General features: G+C 74.9%; 13 protein-coding genes. 7 read left to right on the forward strand and 6 right to left on the reverse strand.

Annotation, left to right across the window (positions count from 1 at the left end; translation table 11 throughout):
• Positions 1-526 precede the first annotated feature (526 nt).
• Positions 527-1,348 carry a class I SAM-dependent methyltransferase gene (locus tag RM572_RS07170; protein WP_311672428.1) on the forward strand — a complete coding sequence of 274 codons (822 nt, stop codon included), beginning with the start codon at positions 527-529 and terminating at the stop codon, positions 1,346-1,348.
• Here RM572_RS07170 and RM572_RS07175 read toward each other — a convergent pair.
• Together RM572_RS07175 and RM572_RS07180 are read right to left on the reverse strand one after the other, a co-directional pair.
• Complete coding sequence (locus RM572_RS07175; protein ID WP_311672429.1) at positions 1,287-2,606, reverse strand: CHAD domain-containing protein; 1,320 nt, start codon at positions 2,604-2,606, stop codon at positions 1,287-1,289. The genes RM572_RS07170 and RM572_RS07175 overlap by 62 nt on opposite strands.
• A gap of 84 nt (positions 2,607-2,690) precedes the next feature.
• On the reverse strand, positions 2,691-5,027 hold the full coding sequence (locus RM572_RS07180; RefSeq protein WP_311672430.1) for an RNA degradosome polyphosphate kinase: 2,337 nt from the start codon (positions 5,025-5,027) through the stop codon (positions 2,691-2,693).
• A 328-nt stretch (positions 5,028-5,355) separates the two neighbouring features.
• Here RM572_RS07180 and RM572_RS07185 point away from each other — a divergent pair, with 328 nt between their 5' ends.
• Entirely contained in the window at positions 5,356-5,919 is a 564-nt protein-coding gene (locus RM572_RS07185) for a dihydrofolate reductase family protein (protein ID WP_311672431.1), read from the forward strand.
• Positions 5,920-5,970: 51 nt separating this feature from the next.
• On the opposite strand, the gene mshD is transcribed toward RM572_RS07185, so the two are convergent.
• Positions 5,971-6,867 (reverse strand): mycothiol synthase, encoded by an 897-nt coding sequence (gene mshD, locus RM572_RS07190; protein ID WP_311672432.1) that lies wholly within the window; start codon positions 6,865-6,867, stop codon positions 5,971-5,973.
• Between the two features lie 144 nt (positions 6,868-7,011).
• Here mshD and RM572_RS07195 point away from each other — a divergent pair, with 144 nt between their 5' ends.
• Positions 7,012-8,838 carry a bifunctional metallophosphatase/5'-nucleotidase gene (locus RM572_RS07195; protein WP_311672433.1) on the forward strand — a complete coding sequence of 609 codons (1,827 nt, stop codon included), beginning with the start codon at positions 7,012-7,014 and terminating at the stop codon, positions 8,836-8,838.
• Between the two features lie 91 nt (positions 8,839-8,929).
• Here RM572_RS07195 and RM572_RS07200 read toward each other — a convergent pair whose 3' ends face one another.
• Positions 8,930-9,607, reverse strand: coding sequence for an NADPH-dependent FMN reductase (locus tag RM572_RS07200; protein ID WP_394813540.1), 678 nt, complete (start codon positions 9,605-9,607; stop codon positions 8,930-8,932).
• A 192-nt stretch (positions 9,608-9,799) separates the two neighbouring features.
• On the opposite strand from RM572_RS07200, the gene RM572_RS07205 reads away from it, so the two are divergent.
• On the forward strand, positions 9,800-10,366 hold the full coding sequence (locus tag RM572_RS07205) for a TetR/AcrR family transcriptional regulator (protein WP_311672434.1): 567 nt from the start codon (positions 9,800-9,802) through the stop codon (positions 10,364-10,366).
• A 44-nt stretch (positions 10,367-10,410) separates the two neighbouring features.
• Here the strand turns inward: RM572_RS07205 and RM572_RS07210 are convergent, their stop codons facing one another.
• Both RM572_RS07210 and RM572_RS07215 read right to left on the reverse strand, forming a co-directional pair.
• A complete protein-coding gene (locus tag RM572_RS07210; protein WP_311672435.1) occupies positions 10,411-11,433 on the reverse strand; it encodes a LacI family DNA-binding transcriptional regulator in 1,023 nt (340 codons plus the stop codon).
• Between the two features lie 24 nt (positions 11,434-11,457).
• Entirely contained in the window at positions 11,458-12,306 is an 849-nt protein-coding gene (locus RM572_RS07215) for a winged helix-turn-helix transcriptional regulator (RefSeq protein WP_311672436.1), read from the reverse strand.
• Between the two features lie 208 nt (positions 12,307-12,514).
• Here RM572_RS07215 and RM572_RS07220 point away from each other — a divergent pair, with 208 nt between their 5' ends.
• The 3 genes from RM572_RS07220 (at position 12,515) to RM572_RS07230 (ending at position 14,811) form a co-directional block, all read left to right on the forward strand.
• Positions 12,515-13,372, forward strand: a complete 858-nt coding sequence (locus tag RM572_RS07220; RefSeq protein WP_311672437.1) for an alpha/beta hydrolase family protein — start codon at positions 12,515-12,517, stop codon at positions 13,370-13,372.
• Between the two features lie 153 nt (positions 13,373-13,525).
• Positions 13,526-13,792 carry a MoaD/ThiS family protein gene (locus RM572_RS07225; protein WP_311672438.1) on the forward strand — a complete coding sequence of 89 codons (267 nt, stop codon included), beginning with the start codon at positions 13,526-13,528 and terminating at the stop codon, positions 13,790-13,792.
• Positions 13,789-14,811: a hypothetical protein gene (locus tag RM572_RS07230; protein ID WP_311672439.1), complete on the forward strand. Its 1,023-nt coding sequence runs from the start codon at positions 13,789-13,791 to the stop codon at positions 14,809-14,811. The genes RM572_RS07225 and RM572_RS07230 overlap by 4 nt, the downstream gene beginning before the upstream one ends.
• Positions 14,812-14,835: the final 24 nt, after the last annotated feature.

Here is a 14,835-nt window from a genome sequence, read left to right on the forward strand (position 1 = left end):
CGCCGCCGAGCCGGGACGGGGACTGGCTCACGTCGCGTGCCTCCTCCGTGGGCGGTTGTGCGAGGGCTACAACACCGTGGGCGTTGCTCTGCATTTCGACTTTGCCGAATCGTGACGGTCGGGGCCTGCGGACCGTGCCCGCACGGGCCCGCCCGGAGAACCCGTTCGGCGCCGGGTGCCCGCTGGGGCGGGATCCCTCACCTCGCCTGCGTGCACGGCGCGCCGGGGCACGCCGTCACCCTGCTCGCGGGGTGCGCTCGGGGCCCGGCCCGGCGGTTGCGCACGGCGGCTCGCCGGCGCCGAGTCCACGCGGGCGTGGATGACCGGGGCGCGGGCACGGTTCCCCGGCGGGTCGGCTGCGGCGGGGGCGCCGCGCACCCCGTGGGCAGAGCGAAGCGCCGTTCGCCGCAGTCCACGCGGAGTGGGACGCACGCCACCGGGCGCGGCGGACCGGGAGCCGGTCCCGCCCCTCCCTGCGGCCTCCCGAGCCGGAAGGCCGCAGGGAGGTGCGGGATAGGGTCGGGGGATGGTCGGCCGGCTCCCCTCACGTCCCGTCGGGTCGGCGACGCGGGGCACGACGCACCCGAACCGGCTGCGCCGGATGGACCGGTGGATCGCCCACGCGCACGGGCCCGCGCTGCGGCGCGCGCCGGAGGGTCCGCTCGCCGTCGACCTGGGCTACGGCGCCGCGCCGTGGACGGCGGTCGAGCTGCTGTCCCGCCTGAAGCGGGTGCGCCGGGACGTACGGGTGGTGGGCCTGGAGATCGACCCCGCGCGGGTCTCCGCCGCACGGCCGTACGTGCGGGAGGGGCTGGACTTCCGGCTGGGCGGGTTCGAGGTGCCGCTGGAGCGGCGTCCGCTGCTGATCCGCGCGGCGAACGTGCTGCGCCAGTACGCCGAGGACGAGGTGCGGGGCGCCTGGGAGCGCCTCGCGGCCCGGCTGGCGCCGGGCGGGCTGCTCGTCGAGGGGACCTGCGACGAGATCGGCCGCCGCCACGTCTGGGTGGCGCTCGGGCCGGAGGGCCCGCGCACGGTGACGTTCGCGGCCCGGCTCGCCGGTCTGGACCGGCCCTCCGACCTGGCCGAACGGCTGCCCAAGGCGCTGATCCACCGGAACGTGCCGGGCGAGCCGGTGTACGCGTTCCTGCGCGACTTCGACCGGGCGTGGGCGGCCGCGGCACCGTACGGCGCGCTGAGTGCGCGGCAGCGCTGGGTGCGTGCCGTGCAGGCGCTGGCCGACGACTGGCCGCTGGTCGACGGGCCGGGCCGCTGGCGGCACGGCGAGGTCACCGTCCGGTGGCACGCCCTCGCGCCGCGGAGCTCCCCCGCGCCCCGCCGCTCCGGCTGACGGCGTCTCCGGCCGGGCCGGAACGGCCGTCCGGCAGACGGCCGTCCTCGGCCGCCGTCCAGTGGCGGCCGAAGGCGAAACGGGCGGCCTCCACCTCGTGCCGCTGGTCGGCGTGCAGCACGCCGAGGGCGTACGCCGTGGCGGGGGCGATGCGCGGGGTACGGCCGGCCGCCGCGGCGGCCGCCGCGGCCTCCGCGGCGTCGTGGTGCCGGTCCAGCTCCCGGCCTGCGGCGGCGAGCGCCGCGTCGTACGCCGTGCCGGGCGCCGCGTCGTACGCCGTGCCGGGCGCCGCGCCCTGCGCCGGGTCCTGCGTGTCCGGGCCCACGACCTCCTGCGCGTAGCGGTGCAGTCGCAGCAGCAGCCGCACGTGCAGCCAGGCGCTGTCGCCCTGCACCTCGGCGGAGAGTGCCCGGGCCAGCGCCTCGGCGTGGAAGGGGTGTTCGGAACGGGCGAGCGGCAGTCCGTCGACGGCGTCCAGGAGCCGCAGGCGGGCCCGCTCGGCGTACGCGCCGAGGGCCGGATCCTCGCCCGGCTCGGGTGTGCGGGTCTCGGGCGGTTCGGAGGCCAGCACGGCGAGGGTGTCCGCGAGGGCGTGGAAGCGGGAGGAGCCGAGGGCCTGGAGCGCGGCGGAGTGGGCGCGCGTACGGGCCAGGGTGAGCCGGCGGTCGAGCAGGGCTCCGGCGCGGGCGACCCCCGCGGGAAGGGCCTCGTCGCGCCGGTCGCGCCCCTCCCCCGCCGTGCCCCTCCGCGTGCCGGCCGGGGGCGGCACGGGCGTCATCGCGCCCCCGTCGTGGGCGAGGCGGTGCAGCGCGGCGAGCAGTCGGTCGAGCCGGTCACCGTAGGCGTACTCGCGCGCCAGGGTGCCGGACAGCCAGCTCAGTTCGGTGCGGAGCTGTTCGGCCCAGGCGGGGTCGAGCAGCGGGCGGAAGGTGTGCAGCGTGGCGCCGATGCGGCGGGAGGAGCGGCGCAGCCGGCGCACGGCCTCGGCCGCTTCGGCGGCGGTCTCGGCGTGGGCGGCGGCCTCCCGGTGGTCGCGCAGGGTGCGCAGGAACGCGGCGGCCCGGGCCTGGAGGTAGTCGCCGAGCGGGTCCTGGCCCGAGGGCGCTCCCGGCTCCGCACCTGCCCGTTCCGGTGCCGTCGGCGGAGCGGCCGGGGCCGCACGGCGGGCGGCGGGTTCCGGCGGCGTCTGCCCGGCGCGGCGCCGCGGCGGGCGCGGGCGTTCGGTGGCGCGGACGTCGGCGCGTCGTCCGGTGGTCACGGCGTTCCCCCCTGGTGGCGCGGGGCGGGCGACGTCCTGCGCGCCGTTGTGCCGCCCCCGTCGAGGGGGCGGAGCGGCGGACGGTCAGGTCGTCGGGGCACGTCGCCGTCTCCGCGCGTCGATGAGCATTTCCTGGATGTTGCGCAGCGGCTGTCCCTCGCCGTCGTGGGCGACCCGCGTCCATTCCCCGTCGGCGCCGAGGTGCCAGGACGCGGTGCCGTCCGCCGTGCCGCTGTCCAGCAGCCGCGTCAGCGAGGCCCGGTGGCCGGGGTCGGTGACCCGCACCATGGCCTCGATGCGCCGGTCGAGGTTGCGGTGCATCATGTCGGCGCTGCCGAGCCACACCTCCGGCTCGCCACCGTTCTCGAAGGCGAACACGCGGGAGTGTTCGAGGAACCGTCCGAGCACGCTGCGCACGCGTATCCGGTCGCTCAGCCCGGGCACGCCGGGCCGCAGGGCGCAGATGCCGCGCACCCACACGTCCACCGGCACACCCGCCTGCGAGGCGCGGTACAGCGCGTCGATCACGGTCTCGTCGACCATCGAGTTGACCTTGATCCTGATACCGGTGGGCTGCCCGGCCTCGTGGTGGGCGATCTCCCGGTGGACGCGGGAGACCAGGCCGTCGCGCAGCGAGAGCGGGGCGACCAGCAGCCGCCGGTAGGTGGCGCGGCGCGAGTAGCCGCTGAGGCGGTTGAAGAGGTCGGAGAGGTCCGCGCCGACCTGCGGGTCGGCGGTCAGCAGGCCCAGGTCCTCGTACAGGCGGGCCGTCTTGGGGTGGTAGTTGCCGGTGCCGACGTGCGCGTAGCGGCGCAGTGTCTCGCCCTCCTGGCGGACGACGAGTGACAGCTTGCAGTGGGTCTTCAGACCGACCAGTCCGTAGACGACGTGGCAGCCTGCCTCCTCCAGCTTGCGCGCCCACTTGATGTTGGCCTGCTCGTCGAAGCGGGCCTTCAGCTCCACGAGGACGAGGACCTGCTTGCCGGACTCGGCGGCGTCGATCAGGGCGTCCACTATCGGGGAGTCGCCCGACGTGCGGTACAGCGTCTGCTTGATCGCGAGCACGTCCGGGTCGGCAGCGGCCTGCTCCAGGAACGCCTGCACGGAGGTGGAGAAGGAGTCGTACGGGTGGTGCAGCAGGACGTCGCGCTCCCGGAGGGCCGCGAACACGTCGGGGGCGGACGCGGACTCCACCTCGGCCAGGTCGCGGTGCGTGCCGGCGACGAACTTGCGGTACTTCAGGTCAGGCCGCTCCATCGTGGCGGCGACTCCGCCCAGCCCGGTGAGGTCCAGCGGGCCGGGCAGCGGGTACACCTCGGCCTCGCTCACCTTCAGCTCGCGGACGAGGAGGTCGAGCACGTACGGGTCGATGGACTCCTCGACCTCCAGCCTGACGGGCGGCCCGAAGCGCCGCCGCATCAGCTCCTTCTCCAGCGCCTGGAGCAGGTTCTCCGCGTCGTCCTCCTCGACCTCCAGGTCCTCGTTGCGGGTGACGCGGAACATGTGGTGGGCGAGGACCTCCATGCCCGGGAAGAGCTCCTCCAGATGCGCGGCGATCACGTCTTCGAGGGGGACGTACCGCTGCGGTCCCGCCTCCAGGAAGCGGGAGAGGAGCGGCGGGACCTTCACCCGGGCGAAGTGGTTGTGGCCGCTGACCGGGTTGCGGACGACGACGGCGAGGTTCAGGGACAGTCCCGAGATGTACGGGAAGGGGTGCGCCGGGTCGACGGCGAGCGGGGTCAGCACGGGGTAGATCTGCTGGCGGAAGAGGGTGAACAGGCGGGCCTGCTCCTTCTCCGTCAGGTCCGGCCAGCGGATCAGGTGCAGGCCCTCGTCGGCGAGGGCCGGGGCGATGTCCTGCTGGAAGCAGGCCGCGTGCCGGGCCATCAGCTCGCGGGACCGGGTCCAGATGCCCTCCAGCACTTCGCGTGGCTGGAGCCCGGAGGCGGAACGGGTCGCCACGCCGGTCGCGATGCGGCGCTTGAGGCCGGCGACGCGGACCATGAAGAACTCGTCGAGGTTCCCGGCGAAGATCGCCAGGAAGTTGGCCCGTTCGAGGAGGGGGGTCTCCGGGTCCTCGGCGAGCTCCAGGACCCGCTCGTTGAAGGCCAGCCAGCTGCGCTCGCGATCCAGGAAGCGGTCCGCGGGCAGGTCCGGCGCCTCGGCGTCCGGGCCGTGGCCCGGCTCGTAGGAGTCCGGGTCGGAGTCGAGGTCCGGGTCGAGGGCGGGACCGCTGAGGCCCACGGCGTGCGGGCGGTGCGCGGCGATGGAGCCGACGGAGGGTTGCGGGGCGGGCGCGGTGGGCTGCGTCGCAGCGGCCCCGCCGGTGAGCGGCGCCTCGACGGTGTCGCCGCGCCGTGCGGCGGCCGCGGTGTGCGGCGGGTGCGGGCGTCCTGGTCCTGCGGCGGCTGGCTCACTCATGCCCCCATTGTTCCGCGTGCGCCCCGGGGCGGGCGCGGCGGCGGCCGGCACCGTGGCGGGCGCGGCGGCGGCCGGCACCGGGGCCGGAGCACCGGCGCGGCGACGGGAGCGGGCGGCGTGCTGCATTCCGCGATGCTCGCAAGCGTGCGTGAATCGCCGGTTACGCGCACGTGGCCCCCAGCCGACATGCCCCCGCCGCGCGCGGCGCCCTCCGGCCACTCCCGGCGCCGGAGCCGCGTCCTCCGTACGGCCGGGTCCCGCGCGCCGCGATGAGTCCCGCGGCCGTCGGCGGTCGTACTGTCGAACCCGTGACGAAGGAGGCCTTCCCATGCGCAAGGTGACCTTTTCGATGAGCGTCTCGCTCGACGGCTACATCGTCGGGCCGGACGGCGACTTCGACTGGACCGGCCCCGACGAGGAGGTCTTCCGCTTCTGGATCGACGACATCCGGGGGGTCGGCGTCCACGTGATGGGACGGCGGCTGTACGAGACGATGCTGTACTGGGAGACCGCCGACGAGGATCCCTCGCTGGACGCACCGACGCGCGAGTGGACCGCGCTCTGGAAGCCGCTGCCCAAGGTGGTGTTCTCCCGCACGCTGTCGTCGGTGGAGGGCAACGCCCGCCTGGTCTCCGGCGGCCTGGCGGAGGAGATCGGGCGGTTGCGGGCCGAGCCCGGGGAGGGCGAGGTCGCGATCGGCGGCGCGACCCTGGCCGCCGAAGCGGCCGCCTCGGACCTGATCGACGAATACCGGGTGATGGTCTGCCCGGTGCTGGTCGGCGGCGGCATTCCGTTCTTCCCCCGGCACGAGCGCCGGGTGGACCTCGAACTCCTGGAGACCCGCACCTTCGGTGCCAACGTCGTCTACCTCCGCTACCGCGTGGCGCGCTAGGCCGGACACCTACGGGGCGCCCCGGACGCCCCCGGCCGTCCCGGCCTGCGGTCAGGACTCCGTGCGGTACATCAGGTCCGTCTCGTGGGTGCGGAAGCCGAGGCGTTCGTAGACCGCGACGGCGGGCCCGTTGTCGGCGTCGACGTACAGCATGGCCGTGGGGAGGCCGCGGTCTCGGGCCAGGTGGCGCAGGCCGAGGGAGGTGAGGGCGCGGCCGAGGCCGGAGCCCTGTGCGTCGGGGGCGACGCCGACCACGTACACCTCGCCCAGCTGTTCCGCGCTGTGCACCTTGGTCCAGTGGAAGCCGACCAGCCGGTCGCCGCGTACCGCGAGGAAGAAGCCGTGCGGGTCGAACCACGGTTCGCCCTTGCGGTCGTCGAGGTCGCGCCGGGTCAGGCCGCCCTGCTCGGGGTGGTGGGCGAACGCGGCGGCGTTCAGCGCGAGCCAGTCCTCGTCGTCGGTGCCGGGCTGGAACGTGCGGACGGTCACGCCCTCCGGGAAGGCGGGCTCGGCGCGCTCGAACGCGCCGAGCGGGCAGCGCATCTGCCGCAGTTCGCGGAAGAGGGTGAGGCCGAGGAGCTGTGCGAGGTGGCGGGCGGCCGGGTGGCCACCGTGGGCCCACAGGCGGAGCCGCTTGCCGGAGACGTCCAGGAGGGCCTGGCCGAGCTTGCGGCCGTAGCCGCGCCCCCGGTGGGCGGGGTGCACGACGAGTTCGCCGGCGGGCGCCTCGACCGGGTCGGTGTCCTCGAGTTGGGCGTAGCCGACCAGCGTGCCCTCGTGGCGCAGCAGCAGATGCCGTACGCCGGTGCGGCGTCCCCCGCGCAGCTGCAGGCGGCCCTGTTCCGAGACGGCCGGCTGGCCGTCGGTGACGGCCGCGGCGTCGATCAGGTCCTGCGCCTCCCGTACGACCTCCGTCGAGACCTCGTCCACAACAACCACGTCGCTCATGGGGGAAGAGCCTAGGACAACACGCCGCCACCTGGGGGTTCCTCGGCGGTACCGAGTCGTCACCGTCCCGACCGCTGACACGCTACGCGCGTCACCGTAGGCTGCCTCCGCCTGCCCACCCATCCCAGAGGGGGACCCAGCACGATGGCAGCGAATACCTCCCCACGAGCCCGCCGCAGACGAGTCGCCGCGGCGGGCGCCGCGTTCGCCGTCGCGGCCGGCCTGCTGGCCACCGCGATCCCGGCGTCCGCGAACCCCGACGGCCGCGACGCGGACCGCGGCCACGGTCACGGCGGTCACCACGGCCGCACGGTCGACGTGCAGTTGCTGTCCTTCAACGACTTCCACGGCAACCTGGAGCCGCCGCAGGGCTCTTCCGGCGAGGTGACCGAACTCCAGCCGGACGGCACCACGAAGGAGATCCCGGCCGGCGGCGTGGAGTACCTGGCCTCCAGCCTGCGCGACGCCCGCGAGGGACATCGCTACTCGGTGACTGCGGCGGCCGGCGACCTGGTGGGGGCGAGCCCGCTGCTGTCGGGGCTGTTCCACGACGAGCCGACCGTGGAGGCCATGAACAAGCTGGACCTCGACGTCACCTCCGTCGGCAACCACGAGTTCGACGAGGGCATCGCCGAGCTGACGCGCCTCCAGGACGGCGGCTGCCACCCGGAGGAGGGCTGCTACGTCGACGGCCGCCGCTACCGTGGCGCCGACTTCCCGTACCTGGCCGCGAACGTGACCGACGAGGACACCGGCCGCCAGGTCCTGGAGCCGTACACGATCTGGAAGCACCGCGGGGTGCGGATCGGCTTCATCGGCGTCACCCTCGAGGGCACCCCGGACATCGTCTCGGCCGAGGGCGTGAAGGGCCTGGAGTTCCACGACGAGGTCGAGACCATCGACCGGTACGCGAAGAAGCTGAAGCGGCGCGGTGTGAACGCCGTGGTCGCGCTCGTGCACGAAGGCGGCGCCCCGGCCGGCGACGCGTACAACTACGACTGCGACAGCCCCGGACCGGGCGACGGCATCTCCGGTCCGATCGCCGAGATCGCGAAGAACACGACGCCCATGGTCGACGCCTTCGTCACGGGACACACCCACGAGGCGTACGCGTGCACGATCCCGGACCCGAAGGGCGCCCCGCGCACGGTGACCTCGGCCGCCTCGTACGGCCGGCTGTTCACCGACACGACGCTGACCTACGACCGCCGCACCCGCGACATCGTGCGCACCAGCGTCGACTCCGCGAACCACGTGGTGAGCCGTGAGCAGCCCAAGGCGCGCGACCTGACGCGGCTCATCGGCCGGTGGAACGAGCTGGCCGCACCGGTCGCGAACCGCCCGGTCGGCTGGATCGGCGAGGACATCCCGGGCCGCGGCGCGAGCACGCCGGAGTCGCCGCTCGGCGACCTGATCGCCGACGCGCAGCTCGCGCACGCCCAGGGTCTGGACGCCGAGGCGGACCTGGCGCTGATGAACCCCGGCGGCATCCGCTCCGACCTCGTCCACGGGGCCTCCGGCAGTGAGGGCGACGGCGTGGTGACGTACGCCGAGGGCTTCACCGTCCAGCCGTTCGCCAACACGGTGAACATGATCGACCTGACCGGCGCCCAGCTCCTCCAGGTGCTGCGCGAGCAGGTCAGCGGGGACAACGCCGAGTCGCCGAAGGTGCTCCAGGTGTCGGAGGGCTTCACCTACACCCTCGACCTGACGCGCTCCGGCGCGGACCGCGTGGTCGCCGACTCGGTGCGGCTGAACGGCGAGGCGATCCAGGAGGACGCCACTTACCGCGTGGCGGTGAACAACTTCCTGGCCGGCGGCGGCGACGGCTTCCCGACCCTCGCGGAGGGCGCGAACCCGTACGTCGGCGGGAACGACCTGGACGTGCTGGTGGACTACATGACCGCCAACTCGTCCGAGAGCGAACCGTTCCAGGCTCCGGCCGCCGACCGGATCACCGTCGTCGAGTGACCCGCGCGCGCTGAGCGCACCCGCAGCACCCGCTCCACCCGCAGCACCGGCCGCCCCGCCCCGGACCTCTCCGGCGCGGGGCGGTCGCCTGTCAGCCCTGGCGTCCGTACGGCGCGCGGGCGCGCGCCGCGTGCAGCGCGTCGGCCCACCACCGGAGCTGCCGGAGCATGGCGGCGGCCGCCGCGGAGGTGCCCTCGGTGTCGCGCGGGAGGCCGTCGGCGTCGAAGCGCTCCCAGGCGCTGTGGAAGCTGAGCCCGTCGCGGACGGTGACGGCGTGCAGCTCGGCGAAGATCTGCCGCAGCTGCTCGACGGCGCGCAGACCGCCGCTCACCCCGCCGTAGGAGACGAAGCCGACCGGCTTGGCCTGCCATTCGGTGTGGAACCAGTCGAGGGCGTTCTTCAGCGACGCCGGGAAGCTGTGGTTGTACTCCGGGGTGACGACGACGAAGGCGTCGGCGGCGTGCAGGCGCTGGGACAGGGCGGCGGAGATGCGGGCCGTCTCCGCGTCGGTCTCCCCGGCGGAGCCGGGGAAGACCAGCGGCAGCCGGTGGTCCGCCAGGTCGACGACGTCGACCGTCGCGAAGCCGCCGATCCGCTCGGCCTCGCGGGCGAACCACTCGGCGACGACCGGCCCGAAGCGGCCCTCGCGGACACTGCCGACGATCACCGCGAGCCGCAGCGCGTGAGGCTCGGGAGCTGCGGCGGCGGAGCGGGAAGCGGCGGCGGGATGGGAAACGGCGGACGGGGCGGTGCGGACGGTTGCGGACACGTGAGGCCTCCGGGGCACGTCGGGGTCCTGCTCGGCGGCGGGACCGGTCGGTCGGGCGACGCACACGAGAGTGCAACTTCAACTGAAGTTCAGGTCAACCGCCTGCAGGGCCGCCGCGGCCCGGGAACGCCCCCGCCACCCGTACAGCCCCTCGCACACCCGCACGAGTGCCGTTTTTCGTAGCATGAATGCATGGAACATGGCGAAGTGCTCCTTCTGGACGCGGCGATCGAGGTCCTCGCCGCCGGCGGCATGCAGAGCCTGACGCACCAGGAGGTCGACGCCCGGGCGGGAGTCCCCGAGGGCAGCACGTCGCACCTGTACCGGACCCGCGACGAGCTGCTCGGGGCCGTGCTCCGACGCGTGCTCGAGCGGGAGAACGCCGTGTGGGCCCTGCTCCCCGTGGTGCCGGGAGCCTCGACCATCGAGGGCTTCGCCGACCGGATGGGACGCCTGCTCCAGATCCTGGCGGGCCCCGAGCGGACGCTGACGATGGCACGCCAGGCCGTCTTCGCCCACGTCGCGACGTCGCCGGGGCTGCGCGCCGAGCTGCGTTCCGCCCGCAGCGGCGTCAACGCGTGGCTGAGTCCCCTGCTCGCCGAGCTCGGCTCACGGCACCCGGAGGGCGACCTGGACATGCTGCTGGTGTTCATGGACGGGCTGCTCGCCTCACAGGTCGCCGGGCCCACCCCGGGATGGAACCCGTCCCCGGCGATCGCCGCCCTGCTGCACGGCCTCATCGAGCGGCAGGCGGCGTAAGGGTCGACCGGCGGGATCACTGCCGCCCGGGCACCGGCGCTCCGCTACACGCAGCCGCAGCTGTGGCGGACGACGAGGCCGGAGGGGAAGAGGCGGACGCGTTCGCGACGCGAGCCGGCCACGCGCAGGCCGTCGTCCAGCACCAGGTCGACCGCCGCGCGCGCCATCGACTCGCGGTCCGAGCCGACCGTGGTGAGCGGCGGGTCGGACAGGCCCGCCTCCTTCACGTCGTCGAACCCGGCGACGGCCAGTTCGCGCGGCACGTCGATGCCGAGTTCGCGGGCGGCGCGCAGCACGCCCAAGGCCTGGTCGTCGGTGGAGCAGAACACCGCGGGCGGCCGGTCCGGGCCGCTGAGCAGGTCGAGCGCGAGCAGGTAGGTGTCGTAGCGGTTGTACGGCGCCTTGAACAGGCGTCCCTCCACGGAGCGCCCGGCCTCCCGCATCGCCCGCGACCAGCCTTCGACGTGGTCGGTGACGGGGTCGCCGCTCTCGGGCGTGGAGTCCACGCCGCCGAGGCAGGCGACGTAGTCGTGGCCGTGCTCCAGCAGGTGGCGGGTGGCCAGCTGCGCGCCGCCGACGTCGTCGAGGACGACGGCCACGTCGTCGATCGCCTCGGGGCGGCGGTGCAGCAGCACCACCCGCGCGTCCCAGGCGTCGATCTCGGTGGCGGCGTGTTCGGACGGGCCGGAACTGATGAGGATCAGGCCGGAGACCCGCATGCCGAGGAACGCCCGCAGGTAGTGGACCTCGCGCTCGTCGAGGTAGTCGGAGTTGCCGACGAGGACCATCTTTCCGCGCTCGGCGGCGGCCTGCTCGACGGCGTGCGCCATCTCCGCGAAGAAGGGCTGCCGGGCGTCGGGAACGATGAGACCTATGAGGTCGGTGCGACGGGAGGCCATGGCCTGGGCGACACGGTCGGGCCGGTAGCCGAGCTCCTTGATCGCCGCCAGCACCCGTTCCTTGGTGGCCGGCGCCACCGGACGCGGTCCGTTGTTGATCACATAGCTGACCACCGCGGTCGAGGTACCCGCCAGTCTTGCCACGTCGTCGCGCGTCACCTTGGCCACGGCGGTCAGTCTACGTGCGATGGCTCAGCCCTTGGCAGACCGCGTGCCGGTGCGACGAACGTCACCGGAGGCGCCGCCGGAGTCCCCGTCGGCGCCGGAGCCCGGGGCGTCGCCGGCCGCCCGCTTCGCGACCTCCTCGGCCTCGTCGGTCACCGCCCTGGCCTCGGCCTTCGCCTTCTTCGCGGCAGCCGACCTCTCGCCCTTCTCGGGGGAGACGAAGCGGTAGCCGACGTTGCGGACGGTGCCGATCAGGGACTCGTGCTCGGGGCCGAGCTTCGCCCGCAGACGCCGCACGTGCACGTCGACGGTGCGTGTGCCGCCGAAGTAGTCGTAGCCCCAGACCTCCTGGAGGAGCTGGGCGCGGGTGAAGACCCGGCCCGGGTGCTGGGCGAGGTACTTCAGCAGCTCGAACTCCTTGAAGGTCAGGTCGAGGACCCGTCCCTTGAGCTTCGCGCTGTACGTCGCCTCGTCCACCGACAGGTCGCCGTTGCGGATCTCCATCGGGCTGTCGTCGGCGGTCGCGCTGAGCCGGCCGGTGGCCAGCCTCAGCCGGGCCTCGACCTCGGCCGGCCCGGCGGTGTCGAGGACGACGTCGTCCACACCCCAGTCGGCGGTGACCGCGGCGAGACCGCCCTCGGTCACGATCAGCAGCACGGGCGAACCGGGGCCCGTGGAGCGCAGGAGCTGGCACAGCGACTTGACCTGCGGCAGGTCGCGCCGGCCGTCGACCAGGATCACGTCCGCGCCCGGGGTGTCGACCAGGGCGGGCCCGGAGGCGGGGGCGACCCGCACGTTGTGCAGGAGCAGGCCCAGGGCGGGAAGGACTTCGGCGGAGGGCTGGAGGGCGTTGGTGAGCAACAGCAGGGAGCTCATGCGGCCACCTCCCGCTGCCCGGGGTTCGTATGGTGGCTGGTTCCGTCTCGCTTGCCCATGACGTCGGTCGTCCTTCCTTCGGTCCCGGTGGGGCCTGGGGAACACATGCCCGTCGTACGTCGTCGTACGGCCGGTCGTACGGCTGCCGAAAGCACGAAAGGACCCGGGGGCGGCGCTGCCCGAGTCCTCTCCCAGCAGAATAGCCCACATGAGCAGGGAATCGGAGTGTGAGTTGGCTCGCCTTGGTCACCCGCCGGTCGCCGACGGTGACGCGAAGGCCGTGGACCAGGCCCGGCGTACGGTGCTGCGGGCCGCGGACGGGGTGCCGCTGGAGGCGGCGTACACGCCCTGGTCCGGCGGCGGCGACGCGGCGGTTTCGGCCGTTCCGGTGATCGTGGTCGCGCACGGGTTCACCGGGGCGCTGGACCGCCCGGCGCTGCGCCGGGCGGCGGGTGCCTTCGCCCGGCACACGGCGGTGGTGACCTTCTCCTTCCGCGGGCACGGGCGGTCCGGCGGGCGTTCGACCGTGGGTGACCGCGAGGTGCTGGACCTGGCGGCGGCGGTCCGCTGGGCCCGGGAGAGGGGACACCGGTCCGTGGCGACGGTGGGCTTCTCCATGGGCGGCTCGGTGGCCCTGCGGCACGCGGCGCTGTGCGAGGACGCGGCGGAGCGTACGGACGCGGTGGTCGCGGTGAGCGCGCCCGCACGCTGGTACTACCGGGGCACCGCCCCGATGCGGCGGCTGCACTGGGTGGTCCAGCGGCCGGTGGGGCGGCTGGTCTCCCGCTGGGGCCTGCGGACCCGGGTGCACACCGAGGACTGGGACCCGGTGCCGCCGTCCCCCACGCAGGTCGCGCCGAAGATCGCGCCGACGCCGCTGCTCGTCGTGCACGGCGACCGGGACGCGTACTTCCCGCTGGACCATCCGCTCGGGCTGGTACGGGCAGCCGATCCGCGGTGCACGGAGTTGTGGGTGGAGCACGGTTTCGGACACGCGGAGAACGCCGCGCCGGACGACCTGCTGCACCGGATCGCCCGCTGGGCCACCGGCGCCCTCGCGGCCTGAGACCTCCGGCCGTCGGGCGGCAGGCACGGCGCCGCGGGCAGGGAGGGTACGGGGAGCGCCGCGCGGGGGCCATCATGGAGGGCGCACCGACGACACCTGCCACACCGACCACACCGGCGACACGCAGTCGGCCGGCGAGAGGGACGAACCACGATGGCTCGCGGAACCATCCGCTACTGGGCTGCGGCCAAGGCCGCGGCCGGACACGCCGAGGAAGCGTACGAGGCCCACACGCTCGGCGAGGCCCTCGACGCCGCTCGCGTCCGCCACGCCGGGCGGCCGGACTTCGACCGCGTGCTCGGGCGCTGTTCCTTCCTCGTGGACGGCACCGCCGTGGGCCGCCGCCCGCACGGTGCGGTGGAGCTGACCGACGGCGGCACCGTCGAGGTGCTCCCGCCGTTCGCCGGGGGTGCCCGGTGACCGGCGCCCGCCCGCATCCCTCGCCCGGCCCGCTGCCCCCGGAGCGGCCCGCGGCCGAGCCGCCGCCCGCCGCAGCCCCCCACGCCGCGTCCCCGCGCGCCGCGTCCCCGCACACCCCCCGCCGGGCGCCTGCGCCCCCGGGCGCGCCCGGCCCGGCGTCCGCGCCGGACGGACCGGCGCGGGAACCGGCCGACGGCGGCGGCACGGCGGCCGGGGGACGCCGTTCGCGCAGACGCAGCCCGATCATCGCGCCAGGCCTCCTCCCGGCCCTGCTCACCACCGTCCTCGCCGGCCTGCTCGCCGGCGCGGCCCGGCTGCCGCTGCCGGCCTTCGCCGTCGCCGTGGTGGTGCTCCAGGCCGTGACGGCGGCCGGCTGGTTCCGGCTGAACGGGATGTGGCCCGCCCGGCAGGGCATCGCGCTCGCGTTCCTCGCGGGCGTCGCCGCCGATGCGGCGATGCTGCTGGCCGGGGAGGCCCACGTGCCGACGGCCCTGGCGGCGACGCTCGGCGCGTTCTTCGTGCTGAACCTGGTGCTGCACCTGCGCAACCGCTCCGCCCCCGACGAGCGCCTCTACGCCCTGACGGTCGCGCTCACCTCGACCGCGCTGACGGTGGTCGCGGGCGGCTGGATGGCCGCACTCGCCACCGCGGAGTCCGCCACCGACGGCGGCTCGGGAACCGCCCCGGAAGCCGCCGCGCTCGTCGCCGTGGCCGCGGCCGGGATCGCCGCCGCGACGCTGGTCCGCGCGCTGCCGCTGCCGCCGTACGTCTCCCCGGCGCTCGCCCTCGCGGCCGCCGCCGGGGCCGGGTTCGCCGCCGTGCGGGCCGGGGCCGCCTTCGACGCGTCCGGCCTGCACGCCGCGGGCGTCGGCCTGGCGGCGGGCGTGTGCGCGCTGACCGGGCTGCGGACCGCGAGCTACGACTTCCCCTCCCGGTTCGTGCACATGACGGCCGGTGTCGCGCTGCCGCTCGCGCTCGCCGCCCCGGCGGTGTACGGGCTCGGCCTCGCCCTCGGCTGAGTGCTCACCGCGCTCTCATCCGGA

The organism is Streptomyces hazeniae (genome assembly GCF_031845485.1).
GTDB classification, from domain to species: domain Bacteria; phylum Actinomycetota; class Actinomycetes; order Streptomycetales; family Streptomycetaceae; genus Streptomyces; species Streptomyces hazeniae.